Here is a 25,093-nt window from a genome sequence, read left to right on the forward strand (position 1 = left end):
TATTTATTTGATATAATACAATAGAAATGTAATATGGACAAAACGAACAGCTGTCTTTCATTTTACTCTTGTTAAGAGGGATACACAATATTAGTAGAGATAAGGAGCAATGTCATGATTATACAGAAGTTAAAGTGGGGAATTCTTGGTTGCGCCTCCATTGCGAAGCGGTCTGTAATTCCAGGAATTCGATTGTCTGAGCATAATGAAGTTAAGGCTATTGCAAGTCGTTCATTGGAAACTGCACAGGCTACAGCTGCAGAACTACAAATTCCTGTTGCTTATGGTAGTTATGAAGAAATGCTTGATGATTCTGATCTAGATGTCATATATATTCCACTACCGAACCATCTACATAAAGAATGGAGTATTAGGGCTGCAAGAGCTGGTAAGCACGTACTATGTGAGAAGCCAATAGCACTGAATAGTGTTGAAGCTGCAGAAATGGCACAAGTTGCTCGAGAAGAGAATGTTATTATGGCAGAAGCTTTCATGTATCGCTATCATCCACGCTATAAGCTAATTAAGGAGATGATTGCTGCTGGTGAAATTGGAGAAATTCGTCATATACGCGGCGGCTTTACTTTCAATATGGGCGAAAATACAGATAATGTTCGCTATGTAAAGGAATGGGGCGGCGGCTCGCTGTATGATGTTGGCTGCTATCCGATTAGTGCAGCGCGTTATATTCTCGAGCGTGAGCCTGTGGCTGCTACTGTGCAGGCGATGTTTTCCGAAAAGCATGGTGGTGTCGATATGATGGCATCAGGACTGTTAGAGTTTAGCAATGATGTAGCGCTTGCGTTCGATTGTGGAATGTGGGCAGCACCAAGAAGTCCTCTTGAAATCATCGGAACAGATGGTATTATCGAGCTCCCTAATGCATTCTTATCACATACGGAAGAAGGTTCATATTTCTATGTTCGTAAAGGCGATGACGTGAAGGAGATTAAGACACCATATTATAATAGCTATGCACTGCAAGCAGATGCAATGGCTAGAACGATCCGTGGAGAAGAGGTACAGCAATTTCCTTTAGAAGATGCTGTAGCGAATATGAAAGTACTTGAAGCATGTCTTCAAGCAGCTGAGACTGGAACTAGAATTGTTATTAACTAATCAAATGAACCGATTATTTGCTGTTTATCTTAAATCTTGCATAATCTTTAATCATACATTGTTATCTAGAAACTATAAAAACGAGCCGTATAAGATCAAGTTGTGATCTTATACGGCTCGTTTCGTCTAGTAGTGCATTACTTCGTTATCAAGGTCTGCTTTATGAACTACATCTATTAAGATTTGAAGAGTGTAGCTAACGAACCACCCTCAGAAATAATCTTAATTGCTGAAGAAATCAGTGGAGCGATAGACAATGTAATAAATTTGTCAGGAATATTGTCGTCTAACAAAATAGTATCCGTAATGATGATCTCTTCAATATTAGGATGATCTAGTTTTTGGATCGCATTTTCAGAGAATAATCCATGCGTAGCACAAATATAGGCATCGTTAGCACCTTTCTTTTTCAATGCTTCAACGACGTTTACAATCGTACTACCAGTATCGATTAAGTCCTCAATAATGATTGGAGTCATACCTTCAACTTCACCGATAATATGAGTAATCTCGGATTTATTGTGGGCAGGACGGTTTTTGATCATAATGGCAAACGGACAATCGATAAGACCAGCTAGTTTTTCTGCAACTGTAGCGCGTCCAGCATCTGGAGATACAACTACTGGGTTCACGATTTTTTTCTCGCGAATGTATTTAATAATAATATCCAGTGCTGTAAGGTGATCGACAGTGATATCGAAGAAACCTTGAATCGGGTCAGCATGCAGATCAACAGTGATGATACGATTTGCACCAACGGTAGTAATAATATCAGCAACCATTTTCGCAGAAATAGGCTCACGCGGACGACTCTTACGTTCTTGACGAGCATATCCGTAGTAAGGCATAACGATATTGATTGAATTTGCAGAAGCACGCTTTGCAGCATCGATCATAACTAGTAGTTCAACAAGATATTCATTGACCGGATGAGACATTGCTTGTACAAGAAATACATCATGGTTACGAAGCGATTCTTCATAAGACACATGAATTTCTCCACTTTGCAGACGCGAGATTGTTGCTTGTCCAAGTGGGGCTTGTAATTGATCACAAATCGCTTGCGCGAGTGGACGGTTAGATGAACCGGAAAAAATTTTAATTTGAGCCATAATATCCTCCAAAATATGTGTGCCACGTAGCAGTTATAATTAGCAACCTTATCATATCAAATTAATGAGATATTCACAAATGAAAACCGCTATTCGTTGACAAAGAAAATAGTCATGAAGAAATAACTCTTCATGACTATAATGCTATACTACTTTAAGTTAACAATATCAACAACTGGATCTGTATCAGACTCGTAGTCAATGCCGTCTACTCCGAAACCGAATAGTCCGAAGAATTCATCGCGGTAACCTTTAAGATCAGTTAGGTCATATACGTTTTCAGTTGTTAATGCTTCCCAGATTTTCGCAACTTCAGCTTGAAGCTCTGGTTCCATCTCAAGATCGTCGATACGAATTTGACCGTCTTCATCAACTGGTATTACACCGTCAATGTAAAGTCGTTCATTGAACAGACGATAGATTTGCTCGATACAACCTTCATGTGTACCTTGCTCTTTCATTAATTTGTAAAGAGCAGATATGTACAATGGAACAACGGGAATCGCTGAGCTTGATTGTGTTACAAGTGCTTTATTTACAGAAATAAATGCACGACCACCAGTTGATTTCAATTGATCATTCAAGTTATGAGCTGTTTCTAGAAGATGATTCTTCGCAGCTCCAATTGTACCTTCACGATAAACCGCATGTGTAATAGAAGGACCGATATAATTATAAGCAACAGTTGTTGCATCAGCTGTAAGTACATCAGCAGCTTGCAATGCGTCGATCCACATTTGCCAATCCTCGCCACCCATTACAGCAATCGTTTGACGTAATTCATCTTCAGTTGCAGGTTCGATAGCTACTTCCGTAACTTCGCCTGTATGGAAGTTAACTGTTTTGTTTGTATATACTCCACCTAGTGGCTTAATGACAGAGGAGAAGACTTCTCCTGTATCTGGATGCACGCGACGTGGTGATGCTACGCTGTAGATAACAAGATCAACTTTACCCAGTTCAGTCTTAATTAAGTCAATTGTTTGTGCTTTAATCTCGTTAGAGAAAGCATCACCAACAATACTATAAGATTTTAATCCTGCTTCGGCAGCAGCAGTTTCGAAGGCAGCAGAATTGTACCAGCCTGCGGAAGCAGTACGAGCACCTTCAGCAGCTTTATCAAAATATACACCTATTGTATTTGCATTTGCGCCAAATGCTGAAACGATGCGAGAAGCTAGACCGTAGCCTGTAGAAGCTCCAACTACTAGCACATTTTTCGGACCATTAAGCTGTGTTTGTTGTTTTACATAATTAATTTGTTCTTGAACTTGTCCAGCACAACCTTGTGGATGAGCTGTCGTACAAATAAATCCTCTTGATTTGGGTTGAATAATCATATTATAGATATTCCTTTCTATCATATATTCTCTATGAATATCTTGCTTACATTAATCTATTTTAACGATAAATATGAATAAATGGAAGTGTAAAGTAAATAGGCTCCCTCTTTAGCTTATGAAACAAGCACCTGAGGCAGCCCAGACGGTGAATATCTGCATTAAAAATGTTTTGATTGTTGTTGCTGTTGACCTAGAGCCACTAGTCGTTTTGTTATGTAACCGCCAATTGATCCCATGTCTCGTGTTGACATATTGCCGTAGTAACCGTCTTGAGGGAGCATAATGCCCAGCTCTTGTGCAATTTCAAATTTCATCTGATCAATCGCATGCCTTGCCTCAGGGACAATAAGTCTATTGCTTGAACTCATACTTATCAACTCCTTTCAGAGCTAGTATGAGATTCAACGAGAAACATTATGCATCATTTTCCTTTTTATTTGGAAAACATTCGCAACTGTACGGTACACGCGATGCAACGAAACCCAGCAACGTGTACGGCACGAGTACACAAGCGATCAAAAGCCCGAAACTTTCAATGAAGGTTCAAAAGGCGGGCTTTCAGATGCGACGTCGAATACGCTACGTGAGCATAAGGAATGTAACGAAGCTAGCAATGCGGTACGAGTACACAAGCGGTCAAATGCTCGAAACTTAAAATGAAGGTTCAAAAAGCGGGCTTTCAGATGCGACGTCGAATACGCTACGTGAGCATAAGGAATGTAACGAAGCTAGCAATGTGTACGGTACGAGTACACAAGCGGTCAAATGCTCGAAACTTAAAATGGAGGTTCAAAAAGCGGGCTTTCAGAACCGAGAAGATGGAGCGCTACTTGAGAAAGGCGGAAGCGCAAGTGTACGTTATTGGTACACGCGAACCGTACTTTCCAAGTTCGCTTCATCTTCGATGTCGATTAAGCCACGTCAGCATACTCATCGTTATCAAAGTTCGCTTTTTGAACTACCGCGAGCCGTTGGCCGTTGTGTATAACTCCCACCACTCATCCCGCGTCATCAACGATGCTTGTCGTTCAGCGTCTTGGCAAGCTAATACGCGCTGCGCATTCGTCGTCCCAAGGATCGGTTGAATCATTGCGGGATGCTTCATAAGCCATCCAAGCAAAATAGCTTCTTTTGTCGTTTCCTTCTCGTTAGCAAGTTTGCTAATAAGCTGTGTCGTTAGTAGTTCGGCTTCTGTTACTTGCTCTCTTATAGCACCTGTATATCTTCCTTGGGCTAATGGACCCCAAGCTTGAATTTGTATATTTTCAAGCTGCATGTATTCCATTAATCCTTGTTCAAAATTAGTACTTGAACCTTCTCTACGATTAACAAGCAATCCTTGATCGATAAAATCATGTTGTTCAAGACTAAGATGAAGTTGATTAACAATAAGGTCATCAGCGAGTGCTTGCTTAATATAGCGCATTTGACCTGTATGCATATTGGAAACTCCGAAATACTTCACCTTTCCGGAAGCTTTCAATATATGTAATGCTTCAGCAATTTCTTCTGGTTCAAGTAATGGATCAGGACGATGGAGTAGCAGAATATCAATATAATCAGTGGACAAGCGATCTAATATTCCATCAACTGAACTTAATAGATGATCCTTGGAAAAATTATACCGACCTGGCAATAAGCCATCGGCAAGTTGTATGCCACATTTCGATTGAATAATAAGTGAATCTCGCAAGGAAGGCTTATCATTCAAAATTTCGCCGAAAATACGCTCTGCTTTTCCTCGTGTATATATATCTGCATGATCAAAGAAGTTAATTCCGATAGAAAGTGCTGCATCCAATACGGCTTCAAATTGCTTTACATGGTCTAATGTGTATGGTTCAGAAGCGTCCCAAGACCCTCCAAAACCCATAGAACCAATTGCAAGACGACTTGAAGTAATTCCTCGCTGGATTAATGGCATTTGTTTCATAATGAATTTCCCCTCTCTTCTAAATCTAGTAAATAATGTTCCTTTTTAATTATAACAAAAACATAAAGAAGTAGTTGTCAAAATGGAAAAATAATATTATTATAGATGTAGGATTAATATAATAAACAGTGGATTAATACATATATTAATCCTATTATCATTGAAAGGGTGATCGTTTCATGACAACTAATCACTTAATTATTAATGGAGACCAAACGATATCTCATATCGACCGTCAAATTTATGGTCATTTTTCTGAGCATTTAGGAAGATGTATTTATGAAGGAATATGGGTTGGAGAGGATTCTCCGATCGAGAATACAAAGGGTATTCGTAATGATGTAGTGAAAGCGCTTAAAGAAATTAAAATTCCTGGATTGCGTTGGCCGGGTGGTTGTTTCGCAGATGAGTATCACTGGAAAGATGGTATCGGCCCAAATGAAAATCGTAAGCGCATGATTAACACGCATTGGGGCGGTGTGGTAGAAAACAACCACTTTGGTACACATGAGTTTATGCTGTTATGTGAAATGCTAGAGTGTGAACCTATTATTTGCGGTAATGTTGGTAGTGGTACGGTTCAAGAAATGTCTGAATGGGTAGAATATATGACTTTCGAAGGTGTTTCACCTATGGCAGAACTACGTGCTGAAAATGGTAGAGAAAACCCTTGGAAGCTGAAATATTTCGGTGTTGGCAATGAGAACTGGGGCTGCGGTGGTAATATGCGCCCAGAGTATTACGCTGATCTATACCGCCGTTTTCAAACTTATGTACGTAATTACGGCGATAATAAAGTATTCAAAATTGCATGTGGGCCAAACGTTGATGATTACCGTTGGACGGAAGTATTAATGCGTGAAGCGCATCAATATATGGATGGACTATCTCTACACTATTACACACTTCCAAGTGAATCTTGGGCAGAAAAAGGTTCCGCGACTGCTTTTCCTGAGAACGAATGGATTAAAACATTGAAGAAAGCGCAACGTATCGATGAGCTAATTACACGTCATTCGGCAATTATGGATCAATATGACCCGAATAAACGTGTATCACTTATCGTTGATGAGTGGGGAACTTGGTATGATGTTGAGCCAGGTACTAATCCAGGCTTCTTATATCAACAAAATACGATTCGTGATGCACTAGTTGCAGCATTGTCATTCAATATTTTCCACGATCATAGTGATCGTGTTCGTATGGCTAATATCGCTCAAATGATTAACGTGCTGCAAGCTGTAATTCTTACCGAAGGTGAGAAAATATTGTTAACACCAACATATCATGTATTCAATATGTATAAAGTTCACCAAGATGCACAATTGCTGCAATTCAATCTAGAGTCCGAAACATTTGAAGAACATGGTCTGAGCATGAAAGCTGTCTCAGCTACAGCTTCTCGTGATGCTGCAGGGAAAATTAACATTAGCTTAGCTCATGTTAATCCAGCACAAGCTACGACAGTGACGATTGATCTAAGAGGCTTAGCGCAAGAGACACTGAATATTACTGCAACGGAGTTAACAGCTGATGTTATGGATGCACACAATACATTCGACGCTCCAGATCAAGTAGCGCCAACAGCATACACGAATTATACAGTTAACGGTACGGAATTGACACTGACGCTCTCTCCTATGTCAGTAACAGCATTAACAATCGAGTAAGCTAGGTGATGTCTATGAATGCACAACAGCATACTGAAAATCGTTGTCGTGGCTGTGGACCGCAATATGAGGTCACAGAGCAGCAAATCGATCGGATCTTACTAGCTCCAATGTTTCAAGATGACGCGATTGTCGTTTCTGAGCAAGAGTATGAGCAGCGATTGAGTTTGTGTGATGGATGTGAAAAGCTTATGAATAAGCAAACCTGTCTATTATGTGGTTGCTTTGTAAGGGTGTCTGCCAAATATCGCAGCAAGAGCTGTCCTAATCTAAGTGATCGCAAATGGTCAGCAGTAGTATAGTTGTTTATTAATCAAAGAAGATGATGCTTCCGGTATTAGTTAGTTGTTAACGTATGCTTAATGAACTGTCTTCAAACATAAAAGACTGATACTCTTCCATATGAAGGGAATCAGTCTTTTTGTGGTGTCCCTTTATATCGAAATAATGATATAGGTGATAATTCCAACCACAATGATACTAATAATACATAGGAGCAGGATAAGGAGAACAACAGCTTTACTCATTATATTTCTATTCATTACAGCCTCCTCGCTTTGAGCGGATATATATTTATACGAGTACTTGGCAACTATTGTTGCAATACTATAGTTCAGCACTTAATTCGTGCTGCCATACGTCTATCAATCCCTATCAATTTTATCGGTATTATGGCATAATGATGAAAACTTACTACTAGGCACTTTCTTTTTGTTAGTAATACATGATAAGATAGTGACTGTTCAATCTTTTCAATATAAATGAGTTTGTTGATTATATTATGAAGTGTGGTGATCGCAATTGTCTTATATACAATTAAAGCAAGTTAGTAAAACATTCAAGCAAAGAGAACGGTCTACACAAGCGCTACAGCAGATAGATTTGCAGATTGAGCAACGTAAATTCGTTAGTTTAATTGGTCCAAGCGGTTGTGGGAAATCGACGCTTTTGCGGATTATTGGTGGACTTGTGAAAGGTGATGAAGGCGAGGTTACTATTGGTGGATTATCGCCAAAGGAAGCTCAAAAACAAAAGCAATTTGGTTTTGTACCACAATCACCAGCGCTATTCCCGTGGCGCACAGTACTTGAAAATATGAACTTACCTTTTGAAGTTAACAAGAAGGCAGTTCAAGTAGCTACTAAGCGTGAAGACCCGATGGAGCTACTACGTTCGGTAGGACTTGGTGAATTTGCTCATTCGTATGCGAAAGAATTATCAGGTGGTATGCAGCAACGGGTTGGTATCGCTAGAGCATTTGGATCGGGAGCGCCTATTCTTTTAATGGATGAGCCATTCTCTGCTCTTGATGAAATTACACGAGAGAAAATAAGCTATCAGCTGCTACATATATGGGAAGCTTATCTCAAAACGGTTGTTTTTGTTACGCATAATATTAGGGAAGCAGTATTGCTATCTGATAAAGTTGTTGTTATGAGTGCACGTCCAGGAAAAATAACAAAAATTATTAATATTGACCTACCAAGACCTAGATCCGCTGATGTTGAAGAAAGTATACAGTTTCAGCAATATGTAAGTGAAATTAGAGGGTATTTACGTGCTGAATGGCAATGATGCGGCTTTACATGAACAATTAGGGCGGTTAAGAGGAAGGAAACATCTATTGTGAGTAATGTTAACGAGCAGGAAAAAGCAGCTTTGGATGTAAAGGTTCGCAGAAGGCGATTTGCAAAACGATTCAAAAAAAAATATGTCAATTCTGCCTATTGGCCGCCATTAGCTGCGTTTGTAGGCTTATTTATAATATGGGAATTATGTACTATGATCTTTAATATTAGTCCGATTACTCTGCCACCGCCGACCGCGGTTATTCAAGAGTTCATAAGTTCGTTCAGTTTCTATATTACACATGCATGGATTACATTGCAGGAAGCCGTATTAGGATTTTTGCTTGGAATGAGCGTAGCAATTGTGATGGGGGTATTAATGGCACATTCATCTGTGCTAGAGCGTACATTTCTACCGATTGCGGTACTTGCTAATGTGACGCCGATTATGGCTGTTGCTCCGCTCTTTATATTATGGTTTGGTTTTGGTATGTTACCAAAAGTATTAGTGGCTTCTATTATTACTTTTTTCCCGATGCTAGTGAATTCTATTATGGGGCTTCGTTCCATCGACGAAAATCATTATCAATATATGCGTTCATTGCATGCTAGTAAATTAGAAATATTAATAAAGCTACGATTCCCGAATAGCTTGCCTTATTTGTTCAGTGCAGCCAAAACTTGCGTAAGTCTAAGTGTGATGGGTGCTGTCGTTGGTGAGTGGAGCGGTGCAACAGGAGGACTAGGCAATGTTATTATGATGGCAGGCAATTATATGCAGACGAATCGTATGTTTGCTGCTATTTTTATGCTAGCGATTATGGGAATTACCCTTACAAATATTGTTAGATATATTGAGCGAAAAGTGCTATATTGGCATCTGTCATCTGATAATTGGAATTAAGTGAACTGTAACAAGAAGTTAAAGTGAAGTTGAAGTTTATACTTTCGATAAAAAGTTGAAGGAGTAAATAATGATGATGAAGCAATCTATAACGATACTAGCACTTTCATTGCTGCTTTTTATGGCAGGCTGTAGTGAGGGCTCTAATGGTTCTGATCGCATGGAGCAGGACGATAATACTGCTGCGAATGTAGAACTTAGCTTAGCAGAACGTAAAGCGTTGAATGAAGCTGTTGGTGAGATTACGTATATAACAGGATTTTATTACGCGGCATCTCCACCAGATATTCAAGTCGTGATGGCTTATGAATTAGGTTATTTTGCAGAGTTAGGGTTAAATGTGAAGATTATTCCTTGGCTTGATGCCGAAGGTATCAAGTTTCTAGCAGCCAATAAAGCACAAATTGCAAGCGCTGGAACACCTAGCCAAGTGATACAAGCTGTTGCTAATGGAGCGGAAATTAGCGGTATTGCAACGTTTGGAGCGGAAGGTACGAGTGCTTTGCTTGTTATGAATGATTCTGACATTTATAAGCCTGCTGATCTGAAAGGGAAAATGATTGGTTATCATGGTGCATTACCGGCTAATTTAATCGCGATGCTACAATATAATGGGATGGACGTTGCAGATGTGAAGGGTGTTTCAGTTGGTTATGATCCGACTATTCTAGCTACTGGACAGATCGATGCACTAACAGTATACAAATCGAATGAGCCTTATCAAATGGAATTGTTAGGTCATGACGTACGCGTTATTGACCCGGGTGAATTTGGTGCAGAAACCTCATTTGGTGTACTAGCTGTTAATGATAAGTTCGCGGCTGCTAACCCGTCAACGGTAGAAGACTTTTTACGAGCAGTAGCTAAGGCGCATGAATATGCTATTAGCAATATAGATGAATCCATTGCAGTGCTAGCAGCACGCTCCGAATCGGTCTATGATATTGAAGCGGAAACCAATCGCTGGCATGTTGAAAGTGAATTGTTAGAAAAAGCGAAAGATGCTAATCATGGTGTGGCGTGGCAAACAGATGAACAATGGAATCGCGAAATTCAAATGTTGTTTGATGCTAAAGTTATTGGGAAGCAACTAACGGTCAATGAAGTTATGAACAACTCATTTATCGATGCGATCTATACAGGTACCGAGCTTATATGGCCATAATAATGATTAATGGGTTAAGCTTCCGTAGTACTTTTCATTAGCGAGAAGTATAGAGGATAGTATATGAAAAGCTGAGGAGTGAGTGAATATGACAGAAGCGAGCTATCGACATATTGACTTTGGTGTGTTTCTTCCAATAACGAATGGCGGTTGGATTATTTCTGAGACGACGCCAACGCTGAACGGCTGCTACGATATTAATCGCAAAGCCGCAAAAATCGCGGATGAGCTGGGCCTTGATTTTATTATGTCTATGGCCAAATGGAAAGGTTACGGAGGCTCGACGAATCACTGGGGTACTTCGTTAGAGTCGATGACGATGATGGCGGGTCTTGCTGAAGCGACATCGAGAGTGAAAATATATGCAACGGTGCATACATTGTTGTTCAATCCTACGGTTGCGGCGAAAATGTTTGCGACGCTCGATCAGATTAGTAATGGCCGAGTTGGGATGAATGTCGTATCGGGATCGTATGCTAATGAATTCCGGCAGATGGGCATGTGGCCGGAGGAGCTTGGACATAGTGAGCGCTATGATCTGGCGAAGGAATGGATGCATGTTGTGAAGCGACTGTGGAGTGAAGATGTCGTAACGCATCAAGGTCAATATTTTACAATGGACAACTGCGAGTCACTGCCGAAGCCTGTGCAGCAGCCTCGCCCTGAAATTATTTGTGCAGGTCAATCCGAGAAGGGACTTAGCTTCACGATTGATGAAGGGGATGCGAGCTTTATTGGTGGACGTGATCTGGATGAATTAGCAACGGTTAGTAAGCGTGCGAAGCAAATGGCTGCTGATCGGAACAAAACAATCAAAACGTATGCGATGTTCACTATTGTCCCTGGCGATACAGATGAAGCAGCTGAGCAACGAATGAAGCTGTACCAAGAAGGTGCTGATACAGGAGCGATCAAAGGAATGCTTCGCAGCTACGGACTTGATCCTGATGGTCGCGAAAATTCGATGGTTGCTCGTGCCAAAAGTGCATTTATGACCGAAACGATTCACGGAAGTGTTGATTCAATTACGAAGCGTATTCAAGAAATATTAGATATTACTGGGATCGATGGGATGATGCTAACCTTCCCAGATTATGTAGAGGATCTAACGATATTCGGCGAGCAGATCTTACCGCGATTACGCTCCGAGAACTGATCGGGGAGCGCTTCAAGAACCAATCACTGTTCTGATCGCCGTTGTCCTCGGATTTATTGTAATATGAATAGTGGTATAAATCCGAGGACAAAAACGAGCGCTATCGCTTCTCCACTAGTGATTAGTTCTATCCGCTAGGCGTGTGGAGAGAGATAGGTTCTCTTCGCTATGGCATGTAGGAAATGATCAGGTGCTCTTCGCTATGCCAAGTGGGAAATGTTTAGTTCTTTCCTCTAGGATATGGGACGCTATAAGTAATATGTTATAAAGCGAGTAGTATAAAAGAAGGCAGGAACAAGCACCTGATTGGGCGCTTATTCCTGCCTTCTTATTGTTAACGGATCACTTTGAGATATGAGCGGACATAAGATGCGCTAATGATAGGATAATGGCTTTACAGCGATATGAATGCTCGATTATCCCGACAGTAGCATCAATTTTGGCGTTACAGCGACATGATTGCTCGATTATCCCGACAGTAGCATCAATTTTGGCGTTACAGCGATATGAATGCTCGATTATCCCGACAGTAGCATCAATTTTGGCGTTACAGCGATATGAATGCTCGATTATCCCGACAGTAGCATCAATTTTGGCGTTACAGCGACGTGATCGCTCGATTAGCCCACACTGGTATACTCCTTTTTTACATCCACTTACTTATCTTTCACTTACCCATTTTACCCAACGCTCACTGATCAGTGAGCGAGCATATCCACACCAGTAGCGGAGAGGACAGTCGTTATGGAAAAGCGGAGCGTTCGGCCTTGTAGCGCGATTTATTCCCCTTAGTTAATTCGGATAAATCGTGCTACAAAAGTCGATAGGAGTAATGACTGTCATCGCAGCGGACATCGGAGCATAAAACACGCATTTCACTGATCAGTTAGCCACCCGATTCGAGTTACGAATAAGCTCTTGATTTTCCCACAGTAGCATCCGCAGATTTGATTTAGAACCTTGAATAACGAAATGAGGGACTTGATTCATTTTTGCAATTTCAATGCCTTCCCAAGTTGCGCGATGCGATGTCGATGTCAAAATCATAAATAATGCTTGTGAACGACCTAGATCAGAGGCAATACGCTCCGGACGTTCACCACCATCGTGAATGAGCTCGGCACCAGTTGCTTTTACGACCGTTTCAAACCATTTACGTTGGCCACCAATAATGGTAATTGTACAATCAGCAAGGAAAGGCTCCAGTTTATGACGCGATGGTGAAGCGGTCGCTTCTTTTGGCTTATCTGATTTTTTGCGGGCAGGGTGAACATCTGTCATATCACCATGCAATCGATATAGACGAGTTAATCTTGCAATATGTCCATCCTCAGCTACGTTAAATGTACATGGATCGCCATGTCCAGGCTTTTGAATTTCTACATCTTTGAAATGAATTGGGAAGCGATTGTCTTCACCGTTGAGATCGATACAATACCATTTCATATCTTCATCCTGATGTACGAACCCGTCATATTGATTAATTGGCGAGAAGTTATCATCACCCTGGAAAAGCAGCTCAATGGTATAGTGATTGTGTCTACCAGGATGAGCGGTCGGCGTGCATAGTACTTCTGCCTCATGCTGTAACTCTAGTTGCTGAACAAGTGATTCTGTAATATTGAAAATATCATTATTTTCAAGCGAAATATACCCTCCATGATCGCGGCGATAGAATGTACCATAAAGCATCGCACCTTGTTTTTCTGGTAACTCGATAGGTAACGTAGGGATGTCCTGCTGCGTTGTTGCTACGATAGGAGTTTGTGGCTGTTGAATAGCTGTGGGCTCTTTCGCTGGTGCTATAGTTTGGGAAAATTGCTGATGATCAAGCTGGAATTTTTCGATGTTTTCAATAAGTTCTAGTGCAGCTCTTATTTTCTGGCGATAAAGTGCTCTCAGTTCAAGTTGAGGTGTCAATGATTGCTCTAAATCACGAATAAGAGTTTCATTGTATTGATCTAATTCTCGATGAAGACTAATGGTCGTTGTTGTTAATTGCTGATCCAAATTTAATGTGATCTTAGACGTTGCCGTTACTTGTTCCTGTCTTTGTTGTGCTAATTGCTGCCAATTGGTAGCTTGTTTTTTAGTTTCATCTAATTCTTTTTGTAAATTCTCTTGTAGTTGCGTAGACTTCTTCAACTCGTCGCAATATTGCTTCGTCTGTAATAATAATTGACTGCGTTCAATAAGCCATCGATCTTCTTCTTCTTTTCGTTTCTGGGCAATGTTGTGCTGGGATCGTTCCATCTGTTCTACTTTTACTTCATACATAGTTAGCTGCTCCTTTAGCTGCTCGGCTTGCAAGGTTAGCTTGTCCTGTTCTTGCTGTAATTGGCGATTTAATTTATCTTTTTGCACCCCAGAAAGCTCTAATTGTTGTCTCGTTGTAATTTCTTTACTGATTTTATCTTCTAGTACAGCTATCTTTTTTTCGAATTTATTTTGATCCTGCACAAGCGTTGGTACCGTGTTCGCTGTAGCCGCTACTTCTTGTGTGACACTTTCGTGAATATAATGCGGATGTAATTTATCTAATATCAGTAAACATAGCTCTTCATTAATTTCTCGATCTTGGTGGTAATAAATAGTCCAATATACGCTCCAATAGCCATATGTAGCTACATGCTCTATTAAGTTTTCGTCAAGCTGTTCTAATGATGGTGTATCTATAATAATGAGACTCGTAATATAGATCAAAAGTTGTTGCTTTGCCGTTATATCTGTGGAAGCTTTTTTAAGTACGATACTGAGTTTTTTAATAAATAAGAGGTCTGGCCATTTTCGTAAATCTTTTTTTGTGAATGGTAATTGTAAGGCAATTGCTAGCATTAATTTATCGTAATCACTTAATGTTCTAACAAACTGCATAAAATTGTGATGCGGAAACGCTCGATGGGTTTGTTTTTCGATAATCGTACGAAATACTTTAGTATGTTCATTACTTAAAACACTATCATGACTTCCTCCTGCAATTGACTTCAGCTTCAATCGAGTTCACCCTTTCATCATAACCTTTTTATTAGCATTATCTTCAAAGAAGTTCGACATTTGCTATCTTTATTCCTTTAGGTCAATAGACTTAAAAAAGTTTGGACGAATGTAAAATCGTATTAGAAATTGTCGAGACAAGTCAAATTCGCCTAAGAGTTATCATAATAATATAAAGGTAGAGAAAAGCAGCACAGATAATCTGCACTGCTTTCGGTAATTAAAAATTGAAATTGTCAGGATCTGGGCCAAAGCGTTTGTTCTCATTAAGCGCAGAAATTTGTGCTATTTCGTCACTTGTAAGCTCAAAATCAAACACATTAGCATTTTCAACGAGACGCGCTGGTGTTATTGTCTTCGGAATAGTGATTACACCGTTTTGAATATCCCAACGCAATACAATTTGTGCTGCTGATTTATTATACTTTGCAGCGATATTCTGCAGCAATGGAATATCGAGATTACCTTGCATTAACGGACTCCAAGCTGTTAATTTTATATTATGCGAAGCGCAATATTGACGAAGCGGCTCTTGTGTAAGAAGAGGGTGGAATTCTACTTGATTAACCATCGGTGTAATCTCACTCATCGCAGCAATATCATCAAGATGATGAGTCTGGAAGTTACTTACTCCGATCGCACGTGCATAGCCTTTCGCATAAATTTCTTCTACCGCTTTCCATGTCTCTGTATATTTACCTTTCACAGGCCAATGGATAAGAAGTAGATCGACGATATCCATATTGAGTTTACTACGACTGTCATCGAAAGCTGCTAACGCTTCTTGATAACCTTGATCGCCATTCCGAATTTTTGTAGTAACGAAGATTTGCTCACGATTAACACCGCTAGCAGCAATGCCGCGACCGACGCCAGCTTCATTTGCATATCCTGCAGCTGTATCAATAGCATGATAGCCAGCTTCAATGGCTTGGCGGACTGTGATTTCAGCAACCTCATCGGTAACCTTCCAAACGCCGAGACCTAGAATAGGCATTTGTACACCATTTTGTAATACGACGTTGTTACTATTAGTAGTAGTCATTAATATGATTCCTCCTAAAATTTTAATTAGTTTTCTATATCTATTGCCGCCTAATACGCTACGTCAGCATAATCATCGTGATCACAAGCAACTGTATTGAGCTTCATCTTACAAGCAATTTTTCAATATGGCATGTACGTCTTCTTGATCCAACTGCTTGAATGATCCAATAGGACCATAACGGACAGCTTCAATAGCCATTCTCTCTAATTGACTGCCATCGATATCGAACTGCGAAAGCGTAGCTTCTCCGCCAATTTTAGTGAAAAAGTCACGGGTCGCTTGAATACCTGCTAATGCAAGCTCATCTTCACTTTTCCCTTCACTACTAATACCCCATACACGAGTAGCGTATTGAGCAAAGCGATCAGGACGTTCTTTGTATACGTATTCCATCCAATTCGGGAAGACGATCGATAAGCCAGCACCATGGGGAATATCATAGATGGCACTGATTTCATGCTCAATACCATGAGATGCCCAGTCATTACGCATACCAAGTGAGATTTGTCCGCCATTAAGTGCCATCGTGCTGCTCCACATAAGATTCGATCTTGCAGCTAAGTCATTTGGATTAGCGATAGCTACTTCAACATTTTCAATAACGGTTTGTAGTATAGCTTCACAGAAACGTTCTTGAAGTGGCGTATCCGGTGTTAGACTGAAATACTGTTCGAACACATGCGACATAATATCGATAGAGCCATATACGGTCTGATGTCGTGGAACGGTAAATGTTAGCGTTGGGTCCAGAATAGAGAAACGAGGGTATACATGCGGGCTACCGGAGCCGCGTTTCAATTTACTTTCCCAATGGCTAATAACCATCGAACCATTCATCTCTGTACCTGTGGCAGCTAGTGTAAGGATAGTGCCAAGTGGAATTGCTGATTCGATACGTGCTTTATTGGTGAAGAAATCCCATACATCGCCCTCATAGTGTACTCCTGCTGCAATCGCTTTGGAAGCATCGATAACACTGCCACCGCCAACAGCGAGAATGAAATCGACATTATGTTCACGACAAAGTGATATCCCTTCGTAAACACTTGTAAGTCTTGGGTTAGGATCAATGCCAGCTAATTCAACATATTGCACACCGGAAGCTGTTAATTGTTCAATAACTTGATCATATAGCCCGGATTGTTTAATGCTATTGCCACCGTACACAAGTAAAACTTTTGTACCATATGTAGCTGTTACAGTACCAACTTGCTGCGTAGTGCCTTCACCGAAAATAATACGTGTAGGGTTATGGAATGAGAATGGTAGAATAGTAATGCCTCCTAAAATTTTTTATTAACTTCTCGTAGTGCTTCATGCAAATAAAAAGTAGCTTCGTAAGCATAAAATATTATAGTTGCCTAAAAAGGTAATCTAATGGTGATAGTATTGCTTGATTTCATTGTATTTCACATGAATATTGCTGTCAACTTTTCAGTTTTTGTTGAAAGGTTAACTTTTAAGTTATATAATCGAGCGAATAGTTAATAAAAGTTTAAGGGGATTTAAGATGGAAGTAGCAGTTACGACAGACAATAGCTATATATTAGAATGCTTTGCTTCGCCTACTCGAATTAAAATGATTGAATTGTTGAAGCAAACACCGATGAATATTAAGCAGTTATCGCAATCATTAGATATTAAGCCACCAATTGTAACGCGTCATATTCAAATGTTAGAAGCAGCAGGTATCGTTGGAAGTGAACTAATCGCAGGACAAAGGGGGCAGCAGAAAAGATGTTTCCTACAGCTGGACAAGATGGTTTTAGATTTTACATTGCCGTCACAACAAGCAATATTGGATATTACGGCTAATCAAGGAAAACGGTATGAGGTTGATGTACCGGTAGGGATGTATACTACATATGATGTGAAACCAAGTTGTGGCTTAGCTTCCCAGACGACTATGCTTGGTATGTGTGATGATCCACGATATTTCGCTGATCCTATTCATCGCGATGCAAGCATAGTTTGGTTTAGCTCAGGATATGTAGAGTATCGCATACCGAATTATATGATCTACAATGATCAATTATTAGCGCTTGAAGTTGCTTTGGAAATATGCTCGGAAACGCCATGCTCATCTTCACAAATGCTGCCATCAGATATTGTATTCAGTATTAATGGAACGGAAATTGGTGTGTGGACCTATCCTGGTCGCTTTGGCAAAGAGCAGGGGGTATTTACTCCTAGTTGGTGGTACAAAGATATTCAGCACGGCATTATGAAGCATATAAGGGTGACAGAACAGGGCTCATTTATCGATGGCGTGCAGTTATCTGATATAACGATTTCCGATCTTAATATTGATTGCGATAAAGAAATATTATTGAGAATTAGTTGCAGTAGCGATGCGAAAAATTGTGGTGGGGTTACGATATTCGGTGAAGGTTTTGGTAACTATAATCAACATATTCAAGTAGCGTTACAATGTAAGTGATAGATTACGATCAGCGTTCTTATTATGAGACTGCAAACAAACTAGTTGAAAAACTTTGTTAAATTAGGATGAACTGATGAAATCTCTACATCGACAAAGGTGGTTCGGAATAATTTATTCCGAATCCCCCTTTGTCGAGAACTCTAGCAATGTATGAAATTCATACATTGCTAGAGTAATTATGGAAGAGGTAATGTTTGTACGTAATGTTCAATAAGCTCGAGCGCTTTTTCTGGATGTGGCGCATCAGCACGAATACCGACAATTAATTTGGAATGTGCGATTGGCAAATCTTTATTAAGTGAGCTGTCTGTTAGGTCGATCGCATAGATATGTTCCTCGATGATCACATTATTTACATCGGTTAAAGCAGCAGTAATAGCATACTTACTATCTAGTACATCGCTCAGTGATGTTACTTCTTCAAGTGGTATTAATATCTCTTGTGGTGCGATATAGTTGAACATCGCATCATCTACAATGTAGAGATCGGGCGACTCTGCTAAAAGCATGACAAATGCCTTCTGTATATAAGCGTGTTGCATAGCTTGATCTTCTGGAACATAAATAATATCAGTTTTAACTCTTTGGAACTCTGGGAAATCAGCGAGGAATTTAGCATTTGTAGACTCGAAGGACTTATCTTCACTCGTGTCAAAATAGTTACCTAAAAACGACATTTGAACATCAATCGGCGGTAAGCTAGCTAAGTATCTTTTCTCTTCTTGCTTGTCTATGAAAGCGACAACACCGTATATTATGGCAATGATAAGACCGATGGCAACATAGGTATGTATTTTATAATAGCGCCAAAAATGGTCGAATTTCTTTGCTTGTCCAGCCATTTTTTTATACTTTCCGTATTCTTGCTCTTCGAAGGCATCGGTATATTTCTTTGTTTCGTAATCTAATATCGTACGGTATGCTTCAGTTATTTTGTGAAAATCAAAATCAGGATCATTACTTCGTTCTTCTGCCGTTTGTTTGGAACGGGAACGATCTTTGCGTAATAAAGTAGAGTATCTTTTTTCTACTAGATCTTTATCTGCAAATGGTTCAAGGCCTAATTGCTCATAGGCCAGCTTAATGTCTTCCATTGTGTCACCCCTAATAGTAATTGCTCCATTGCTTATTTATCATATTTCATTTAGTATACGATATTTTGTAGCAGGAGTACATTTTTCAATCTAATATTTTCTACTTACTATATTATATGTTGTCGAAATTTGAAAACGCTATTATATAATACGCTAATGTTAGGACATCGGTTGCATCCGTTTACTATATAAGGATACAAATAAACACAAAAGGATTTTCACGAATAGGTTATACTATTGTTATGAAATACGATAGTAAAGGATGGTATGGTAGCAGATGTTTGATCCAACAGTTTTTGAAAATTTGAAAATAGCTTTTGAAAACCAACTTTATGACCTAGATAATGTGGATGATGTTATTTCTATAATAGATCGGAAAGACAATCTTGATCTTGCGGTAATGTCGCGTACATGGACGCTTACTTTCATACTGACCCAATTGGAGCTAGACCAAGTTCCAATCTCTGCTGAAATTGTATTGTCGAGCTCAGTACAAGATTTGGCGGGTGAAATATTAGAACAGGCAGCAGCATATCCAGCTTGTAATTTGCTGCTGCGGTTTCATTGCCTGATCGACAATCCACTTGAACAATGCCCAAAAATAGAGCGTGCGATTCGCGAGATTTGGGAACGAGATATGGTACCACATCAATTATTAAGTTCGATGTACGACACCGAATTGCACCCCATTGAAGGTTCATCGATATGGTTACCGATCGTCTATCGTAATACGATAGAACTCCCTTTCAACCGTCGTATTAATGAGGATCAGATGGAAGATATTGAGCAGTTGATTCAATATACAATAAATACACTTGAAGCTGTAGGACACGCTGTGCTATAGTAGCTGATGATAAATGAATAGGAAAATCTGGCGTTATGCTACTTTGGTATAATGTAGCCAGGAGAGGTTCGCGAACTCCCTCGATAAAAAACTAGACGAAACGATTGCTATTATCTGGTAAAAGATAATAAGCGTCGTCGTTTTGTGTTCGGCGTGTATTGCCCATTAGGGGTAATGCTCGCCTTTTTTAGTTGCCATTAGGGGAAAAGATGCTGAAATATAATAAATAAGAAAATTTTTAGTGTATGCTTCCGATGTAACTTTCCGTTGCAAGGAAGTGTAATCAAGAAGTAAACGAAAATTTTTTAGGAGGATTATGATGTTACACGAAGAGAAGGCTGTTGTTGTATTTAGTGGTGGACAGGATAGTACGACTTGTTTGTTCTGGGCGCTAGAAACCTTTGCAGAGGTTGAAGTCATTACATTTAACTATGGTCAACGTCATATGCTAGAGCTTGAATGTGCAGCTTCTATTGCGCAGGAGCTAGGGGTTAAGCAGCATGTACTAGATATGGGGCTATTGAACCAGCTTGCTCCTAATGCTTTAACACGATCAGATATTGATATTGAAACGAAGGATGGCGAGCTACCGAATACTTTTGTTGATGGTCGTAATTTGCTATTCCTTTCTTTTGCGGGCATTGTGGCGAAAGGGATCGGTGCAACGCATATTGTGACGGGTGTTTGTGAGACTGATTTCAGTGGCTATCCTGATTGTCGCGATATATTCGTGAAATCATTGAATGTTACATTAAACCTTTCGATGGACTATCCATTTGTGATCGATACGCCTTTAATGTGGTTAGATAAAGCTCAAACCTGGGAGATGGCTGATCAGCTTGGCGCGTTTGAATTTGTACGTGAGCGTACATTAACATGCTACAACGGAATTCCAGCAGATGGTTGCGGGGAGTGTCCAGCATGTGAACTTCGTCGTAGAGGGTTGGAGCAATATCTTGAAAGACGACAAGTAACTGAGGCTGGAGGTGCAAAGTAATGCTACAGCAAATATATCCTCAAGTCGAGCATCCCTTTGAATATGAGCTCAATAAAGATTTTCAATTCGCTGCTGCTCACTATGTACCTTCATCCAAAGCGGGGCAATGTCAGCAGATGCATGGGCATACGTATTTTGTTAATGTGACGGTTGCTGGTGATCAATTAGATGATACAGGTTTTCTTGTCAATTTTTCATTTATCAAAAAGCTCATTCATGACCGTTACGATCACACATTACTGAACGATCATAATAAAGATTTCAATAATAATGAACCTAACTATTTTCCTACTACGGAAGTCGTTGCACGTACTATTTATGAGCTTGTTAATGATTTCCTAGCCACAACAGATAATAAGGCAACTTGTGTGCAAATATTTTTACGTGAAACACCAACAAGCTACTGTATCTATCGTCCGCGTAAGTTATTGCGTCAGTTAAATGCGGCTGGAGGTATACGATGAACGCTGTACGTACCATTCCTGTACTTGAAATATTCGGTCCTACTGTACAGGGAGAAGGGATGGTTGTAGGGCGAAAGACGATGTTTGTCCGAACAGCAGGCTGTGACTATCGTTGTAGCTGGTGTGATTCAGCATTTACATGGGATGGCACAGCGAAAGATGAGATCCAGCAACTATCTGCTGGGCAAATTATTGTTTCATTAGATGAACTTGCTGGTGATGCGTACGATCATGTCACGATCTCTGGAGGAAATCCTGCGCTATTGCCGCAGCTAGATTATTTTATTGATGAGCTTCATGAGCGTGGGAAGAAAGTTGCACTAGAAACACAAGGCAGTCGTTGGCAGGATTGGTTTGTAAACATCGATGATATGACGATTTCTCCAAAGCCGCCTAGCTCGGGGATGGAGACGAATTGGGAGAAGCTAGATGAGATTGTAAGTAAACTAGTTGAGCATGGCTCGCATTTCTGTTTGAAGGTCGTTGTGTTCGATGATGCTGATCTTGCGTATGCCAAATTAGTACATCAACGATATGCTGGTGTTCAATTCTATGTGCAAGCTGGTAACGGTAATTTGACGGAGCAAGAGCCAGCGCGTATGCTGCCTTATTTGCTAGAGCGTTATGAATGGTTGATTGAATTAACGATGGCTGATAGCCAGTTGAACGCGGTGTATGTGCTGCCGCAGCTACACACCTGGATATGGGGCAACAAAAAAGGCGTTTAGAGGTAGTTCAAAAAGCGGACTTTGATAACGATGAGTATGCTGACGTAGCATATTCGACTTCGCATCTGAAACGAACTTGGAAAGTACGGTTCGCGTGTACGTAATCATGTACACTTGCGCTTCCGCCTTTCTCAAGTAGCGTTTCACCTGCTTGGTTCTGAAAGCCCACTTTTTGAACTCTCATTGTAAAGGGTAGTTCAAAAAGCGGGCTTTGATAACGATGCGTATGCTGACGTAGCATATTCGACTTCGCATCTGAAACGAACTTGGAAAGTACGGTTCGCGTGTACCAATAACGTACACTTGCGCTTCCGCCTTTCTCAGGTAGCGTTTCACCTGCTTGGTTCTGAAAGCCCACTTTTTGAACTCTCATTGTAAAGGGTAGTTCAAAAAGTGGACTTTGATAACGGTGTGTATGCTGACGTAGCATATTCGACTTCGCATCTGAAACGAACTTGGAAAGTATAGCGTAATCTTCCGATGTATGTTTCTTGCAGAAACATTGTAGGTTCGCGTGTACCAATAACGTACACTTGCGCTTCCGCCTTTCTCAAGTAGCGTTTCACCTGCTTGGTTCTGAAAGCCCACTTTTTGAACTCTCATTGTAAAGGGTAGTTCAAAAAGTGGACTTTGATAGCGATGTGTATGCTGACGTAGCATATTCGACTTCGCATCTGAAACGAACTTGGAAAGTATAGCGTAATCTTCCGATGTATGTTTCTTGCAGAAACATTGTAGGTTCGCGTGTACCAATAACGTACACTTGCGCTTCCGCTTTTCTCAAGTAGTGCTCCATCTTCTCGGTTCTGAAAGCCCACTTTTTGAACTCTCATTGTAAAGGGTAGTTCAAAAAGTGGACTTTGATAGCGATGTGTATGCTGACGTAGCATATTCGACTTCGCATCTGAAGCGAACTTGGAAAGTATAGCGTAATCTTCCGATGTATGTTTCTTGCAGAAACATTGTAGGTTCGCGTGTACCAATAACGTACACTTGCGCTTCTGCCTTTCTCAAGTAGCGTTTCACCTGCTCGGTTTGCGAAAGCCCACTTTTTGAACTTTTATTTGAAGTTTCGAGCATTTGATCGCTCGTGTACTCAAACAGTACACATTGCTGGGTTTTGTTTCATTGTTCAAACGTAGCGCACTCGGCGTCGAATATGAAGTGAATTGATACTTTCGAGGAATGTTTCTTCCAGGAACATTGTATATCCGCGTGTACTAATTACGTACACAGGGCTGTAACGCCAAAATTGGTGTTACAGATCGAGAGTGTCTCCGAAAGTGTGGCTGTAACGCCAAAATTGGTGTTACAGATCGAGAGTGTCTCCGAAAGTGTGGCTGTAACGCCAAAATTGGTGTTACAGATCGAGAGTGTCTCCGAAAGTGTGGCTGTAACGCCAAAATTGGTGCTACAGATCGAGAGTGTCTCCGAAAGTGTGGTTGTAACGCCAAAATTGGTGCTACAGATCGAGAGTGGTTCCGAATGTTTAGCTGTAACGCCAAAATTGGCGTCACAGTGACAATTTACTACGAACAGGGTTTGAAGTATCATCGTATCTGAAGTGAATTTATGCAGATATAACATAATGAAAGCAGGGGTTATTAATGGAAGGCAGAAAAAAAGAAGAGCTTGATCGTATTACATTGCTTGGCAATCAAGGTACGCAATATTCGTTTAATTACACACCGGAAATACTTGAATCGTTCGATAATAAGCATCCAAATCGCGACTACTTTGTTAAATTCAATTGTCCTGAATTTACGAGTCTATGTCCAATTACAGGGCAGCCAGATTTTGCAACGATCTACATTTCTTACATTCCCGATGTAAAGATGGTAGAGAGTAAATCATTAAAGTTATATTTGTTCAGCTTCCGTAATCATGGCGATTTCCATGAAGATTGCATGAATATTATTATGAACGATCTTATCGAATTAATGGAGCCACGTTATATTGAAGTGTGGGGTAAATTTACGCCACGTGGTGGTATTTCGATCGATCCGTATACGAATTGGGGTCGTCCTGGCACGAAATATGAACAAATGGCTGACTATCGTCTGTTGAATCATGATCTATACCCTGAGAAAATTGATAATCGCTAATCGCGGCTTATATCGTTAGTATAATTAGGTCGAAGTCCCTCCTAAATTAATAGTAACTGAAAATATGAGGGGGGCGACGATCATTTCTAATGTAAATAAAGCATTATATACGACATCTTAATCGACTTAGGCTAAGCTTTGGCAATCCTGCAATTGTTGAAGCTTATTTATGTGAAAAAGGTGTACGACCTCTTCACTTGCATAAATAAACATCTATGGGATATAATGAGATCGTATGTTCTGTTATGTCCGAGGTTTTTGTAAGGGACGAGTATTAAATGAAAATATGTCTGCATAATTCGCGAAATGTTCATCATTTTGTCATAATTCCCAAAAAAAATTCAAGTTATATTAGTTATAGGTTGAGCAGATTGGGTATTGTTAGGTAATATAGAAATTAGACATT

Annotated in this window: 27 protein-coding genes and 1 riboswitch; of the genes, 15 read left to right on the forward strand and 12 right to left on the reverse strand. The window is 40.2% G+C overall.

Annotated elements, in window-relative coordinates; translation table 11 throughout:
* Nucleotides 1–117: 117 nt before the first annotated feature.
* Complete coding sequence (locus AC1TPB_RS00480; protein ID WP_482075067.1) at nucleotides 118–1,119, forward strand: Gfo/Idh/MocA family protein; 1,002 nt, start codon at nucleotides 118–120, stop codon at nucleotides 1,117–1,119.
* Between the two features lie 176 nt (nucleotides 1,120–1,295).
* On the opposite strand, the gene AC1TPB_RS00485 is transcribed toward AC1TPB_RS00480, so the two are convergent.
* The 3 genes from AC1TPB_RS00485 to AC1TPB_RS00495 form a co-directional block, all read right to left on the reverse strand.
* On the reverse strand, nucleotides 1,296–2,231 hold the full coding sequence (locus AC1TPB_RS00485; RefSeq protein WP_482074700.1) for a ribose-phosphate diphosphokinase: 936 nt from the start codon (nucleotides 2,229–2,231) through the stop codon (nucleotides 1,296–1,298).
* A 149-nt stretch (nucleotides 2,232–2,380) separates the two neighbouring features.
* Nucleotides 2,381–3,571: an enoyl-ACP reductase FabV gene (fabV, locus tag AC1TPB_RS00490; protein ID WP_482074701.1), complete on the reverse strand. Its 1,191-nt coding sequence runs from the start codon at nucleotides 3,569–3,571 to the stop codon at nucleotides 2,381–2,383.
* Nucleotides 3,572–3,732: 161 nt separating this feature from the next.
* The gene (locus AC1TPB_RS00495; RefSeq protein ID WP_482074702.1) at nucleotides 3,733–3,942 is read right to left on the reverse strand and encodes an alpha/beta-type small acid-soluble spore protein; all 210 of its coding nucleotides are present in this window, start codon (nucleotides 3,940–3,942) and stop codon (nucleotides 3,733–3,735) included.
* Nucleotides 3,943–4,355: 413 nt separating this feature from the next.
* Between AC1TPB_RS00495 and AC1TPB_RS00500 the strand changes: the two genes are divergently transcribed.
* Nucleotides 4,356–4,562, forward strand: coding sequence for a hypothetical protein (locus tag AC1TPB_RS00500; RefSeq protein ID WP_482074703.1), 207 nt, complete (start codon nucleotides 4,356–4,358; stop codon nucleotides 4,560–4,562).
* On the opposite strand, the gene AC1TPB_RS00505 is transcribed toward AC1TPB_RS00500, so the two are convergent.
* Nucleotides 4,533–5,507: an aldo/keto reductase gene (locus AC1TPB_RS00505; RefSeq protein WP_482074704.1), complete on the reverse strand. Its 975-nt coding sequence runs from the start codon at nucleotides 5,505–5,507 to the stop codon at nucleotides 4,533–4,535. The genes AC1TPB_RS00500 and AC1TPB_RS00505 overlap by 30 nt on opposite strands.
* Nucleotides 5,508–5,686: 179 nt before the next feature.
* On the opposite strand from AC1TPB_RS00505, the gene AC1TPB_RS00510 reads away from it, so the two are divergent.
* The 7 genes from AC1TPB_RS00510 to AC1TPB_RS00540 all read left to right on the forward strand — a co-directional run bounded on the left by AC1TPB_RS00510 (nucleotide 5,687) and on the right by AC1TPB_RS00540 (nucleotide 12,697).
* Nucleotides 5,687–7,177: an alpha-N-arabinofuranosidase gene (locus AC1TPB_RS00510; RefSeq protein ID WP_482074705.1), complete on the forward strand. Its 1,491-nt coding sequence runs from the start codon at nucleotides 5,687–5,689 to the stop codon at nucleotides 7,175–7,177.
* Nucleotides 7,178–7,191: 14 nt separating this feature from the next.
* Complete coding sequence (locus tag AC1TPB_RS00515; RefSeq protein WP_482074706.1) at nucleotides 7,192–7,479, forward strand: hypothetical protein; 288 nt, start codon at nucleotides 7,192–7,194, stop codon at nucleotides 7,477–7,479.
* A 499-nt stretch (nucleotides 7,480–7,978) separates the two neighbouring features.
* The gene (locus AC1TPB_RS00520; RefSeq protein ID WP_482074707.1) at nucleotides 7,979–8,752 is read left to right on the forward strand and encodes an ABC transporter ATP-binding protein; all 774 of its coding nucleotides are present in this window, start codon (nucleotides 7,979–7,981) and stop codon (nucleotides 8,750–8,752) included.
* A gap of 51 nt (nucleotides 8,753–8,803) precedes the next feature.
* On the forward strand, nucleotides 8,804–9,649 hold the full coding sequence (locus AC1TPB_RS00525) for an ABC transporter permease (RefSeq protein ID WP_482074708.1): 846 nt from the start codon (nucleotides 8,804–8,806) through the stop codon (nucleotides 9,647–9,649).
* Nucleotides 9,650–9,719: 70 nt separating this feature from the next.
* Nucleotides 9,720–10,814 (forward strand): ABC transporter substrate-binding protein, encoded by a 1,095-nt coding sequence (locus tag AC1TPB_RS00530; RefSeq protein ID WP_482074709.1) that lies wholly within the window; start codon nucleotides 9,720–9,722, stop codon nucleotides 10,812–10,814.
* A gap of 88 nt (nucleotides 10,815–10,902) precedes the next feature.
* Nucleotides 10,903–11,970 (forward strand): LLM class flavin-dependent oxidoreductase, encoded by a 1,068-nt coding sequence (locus tag AC1TPB_RS00535; RefSeq protein WP_482074710.1) that lies wholly within the window; start codon nucleotides 10,903–10,905, stop codon nucleotides 11,968–11,970.
* Between the two features lie 388 nt (nucleotides 11,971–12,358).
* Nucleotides 12,359–12,697 (forward strand): hypothetical protein, encoded by a 339-nt coding sequence (locus AC1TPB_RS00540; protein ID WP_482074711.1) that lies wholly within the window; start codon nucleotides 12,359–12,361, stop codon nucleotides 12,695–12,697.
* Between the two features lie 155 nt (nucleotides 12,698–12,852).
* Here the strand turns inward: AC1TPB_RS00540 and AC1TPB_RS00545 are convergent, their stop codons facing one another.
* The 3 genes from AC1TPB_RS00545 to AC1TPB_RS00555 form a co-directional block, all read right to left on the reverse strand.
* Nucleotides 12,853–14,964 (reverse strand): hypothetical protein, encoded by a 2,112-nt coding sequence (locus AC1TPB_RS00545; RefSeq protein ID WP_482074712.1) that lies wholly within the window; start codon nucleotides 14,962–14,964, stop codon nucleotides 12,853–12,855.
* A gap of 220 nt (nucleotides 14,965–15,184) precedes the next feature.
* Nucleotides 15,185–16,009, reverse strand: coding sequence for an aldo/keto reductase (locus AC1TPB_RS00550; RefSeq protein WP_482074713.1), 825 nt, complete (start codon nucleotides 16,007–16,009; stop codon nucleotides 15,185–15,187).
* Nucleotides 16,010–16,117: 108 nt separating this feature from the next.
* Nucleotides 16,118–17,284 carry an iron-containing alcohol dehydrogenase gene (locus AC1TPB_RS00555; RefSeq protein WP_482075068.1) on the reverse strand — a complete coding sequence of 389 codons (1,167 nt, stop codon included), beginning with the start codon at nucleotides 17,282–17,284 and terminating at the stop codon, nucleotides 16,118–16,120.
* Nucleotides 17,285–17,522: 238 nt separating this feature from the next.
* On the opposite strand from AC1TPB_RS00555, the gene AC1TPB_RS00560 reads away from it, so the two are divergent.
* On the forward strand, nucleotides 17,523–18,452 hold the full coding sequence (locus tag AC1TPB_RS00560; protein WP_482074714.1) for an ArsR/SmtB family transcription factor: 930 nt from the start codon (nucleotides 17,523–17,525) through the stop codon (nucleotides 18,450–18,452).
* Nucleotides 18,453–18,631: 179 nt separating this feature from the next.
* Here the strand turns inward: AC1TPB_RS00560 and AC1TPB_RS00565 are convergent, their stop codons facing one another.
* Nucleotides 18,632–19,549 (reverse strand): J domain-containing protein, encoded by a 918-nt coding sequence (locus AC1TPB_RS00565; protein WP_482074715.1) that lies wholly within the window; start codon nucleotides 19,547–19,549, stop codon nucleotides 18,632–18,634.
* 277 nt (nucleotides 19,550–19,826) lie between these two features.
* On the opposite strand from AC1TPB_RS00565, the gene AC1TPB_RS00570 reads away from it, so the two are divergent.
* From AC1TPB_RS00570 to queE, 4 genes are all read left to right on the forward strand, one after another.
* On the forward strand, nucleotides 19,827–20,393 hold the full coding sequence (locus AC1TPB_RS00570) for a hypothetical protein (protein WP_482074716.1): 567 nt from the start codon (nucleotides 19,827–19,829) through the stop codon (nucleotides 20,391–20,393).
* Between the two features lie 57 nt (nucleotides 20,394–20,450).
* A riboswitch (PreQ1 riboswitch) is annotated at nucleotides 20,451–20,494 on the forward strand.
* Between the two features lie 218 nt (nucleotides 20,495–20,712).
* Nucleotides 20,713–21,390, forward strand: coding sequence for a 7-cyano-7-deazaguanine synthase QueC (gene queC, locus AC1TPB_RS00575; RefSeq protein WP_482075069.1), 678 nt, complete (start codon nucleotides 20,713–20,715; stop codon nucleotides 21,388–21,390).
* Nucleotides 21,390–21,854 (forward strand): 6-carboxytetrahydropterin synthase QueD, encoded by a 465-nt coding sequence (gene queD, locus AC1TPB_RS00580; protein ID WP_482074717.1) that lies wholly within the window; start codon nucleotides 21,390–21,392, stop codon nucleotides 21,852–21,854. Before queC ends, queD begins: the two co-directional genes overlap by 1 nt.
* A complete protein-coding gene (gene queE, locus AC1TPB_RS00585; RefSeq protein ID WP_482074718.1) occupies nucleotides 21,851–22,582 on the forward strand; it encodes a 7-carboxy-7-deazaguanine synthase QueE in 732 nt (243 codons plus the stop codon). Before queD ends, queE begins: the two co-directional genes overlap by 4 nt.
* 7 nt (nucleotides 22,583–22,589) lie before the next feature.
* Here the strand turns inward: queE and AC1TPB_RS00590 are convergent, their stop codons facing one another.
* Genes AC1TPB_RS00590 through AC1TPB_RS00605 form a run of 4 tightly spaced genes read right to left on the reverse strand, consistent with a single transcriptional unit; the run spans nucleotide 22,590 to nucleotide 23,596 of the window.
* A complete protein-coding gene (locus AC1TPB_RS00590; RefSeq protein WP_482074719.1) occupies nucleotides 22,590–22,955 on the reverse strand; it encodes a hypothetical protein in 366 nt (121 codons plus the stop codon).
* A complete protein-coding gene (locus tag AC1TPB_RS00595; RefSeq protein WP_482074720.1) occupies nucleotides 22,952–23,185 on the reverse strand; it encodes a hypothetical protein in 234 nt (77 codons plus the stop codon). Before AC1TPB_RS00595 ends, AC1TPB_RS00590 begins: the two co-directional genes overlap by 4 nt.
* Nucleotides 23,182–23,415 (reverse strand): hypothetical protein, encoded by a 234-nt coding sequence (locus AC1TPB_RS00600; RefSeq protein WP_482074721.1) that lies wholly within the window; start codon nucleotides 23,413–23,415, stop codon nucleotides 23,182–23,184. The genes AC1TPB_RS00595 and AC1TPB_RS00600 overlap by 4 nt, the downstream gene beginning before the upstream one ends.
* A gap of 13 nt (nucleotides 23,416–23,428) precedes the next feature.
* Complete coding sequence (locus AC1TPB_RS00605; RefSeq protein WP_482074722.1) at nucleotides 23,429–23,596, reverse strand: hypothetical protein; 168 nt, start codon at nucleotides 23,594–23,596, stop codon at nucleotides 23,429–23,431.
* Nucleotides 23,597–24,189: 593 nt separating this feature from the next.
* Between AC1TPB_RS00605 and queF the strand changes: the two genes are divergently transcribed.
* A complete protein-coding gene (queF, locus tag AC1TPB_RS00610) occupies nucleotides 24,190–24,687 on the forward strand; it encodes a preQ(1) synthase (protein ID WP_482074723.1) in 498 nt (165 codons plus the stop codon).
* Nucleotides 24,688–25,093: the final 406 nt, after the last annotated feature.

Source organism: Paenibacillus sp. Y951 (assembly GCF_056786395.1).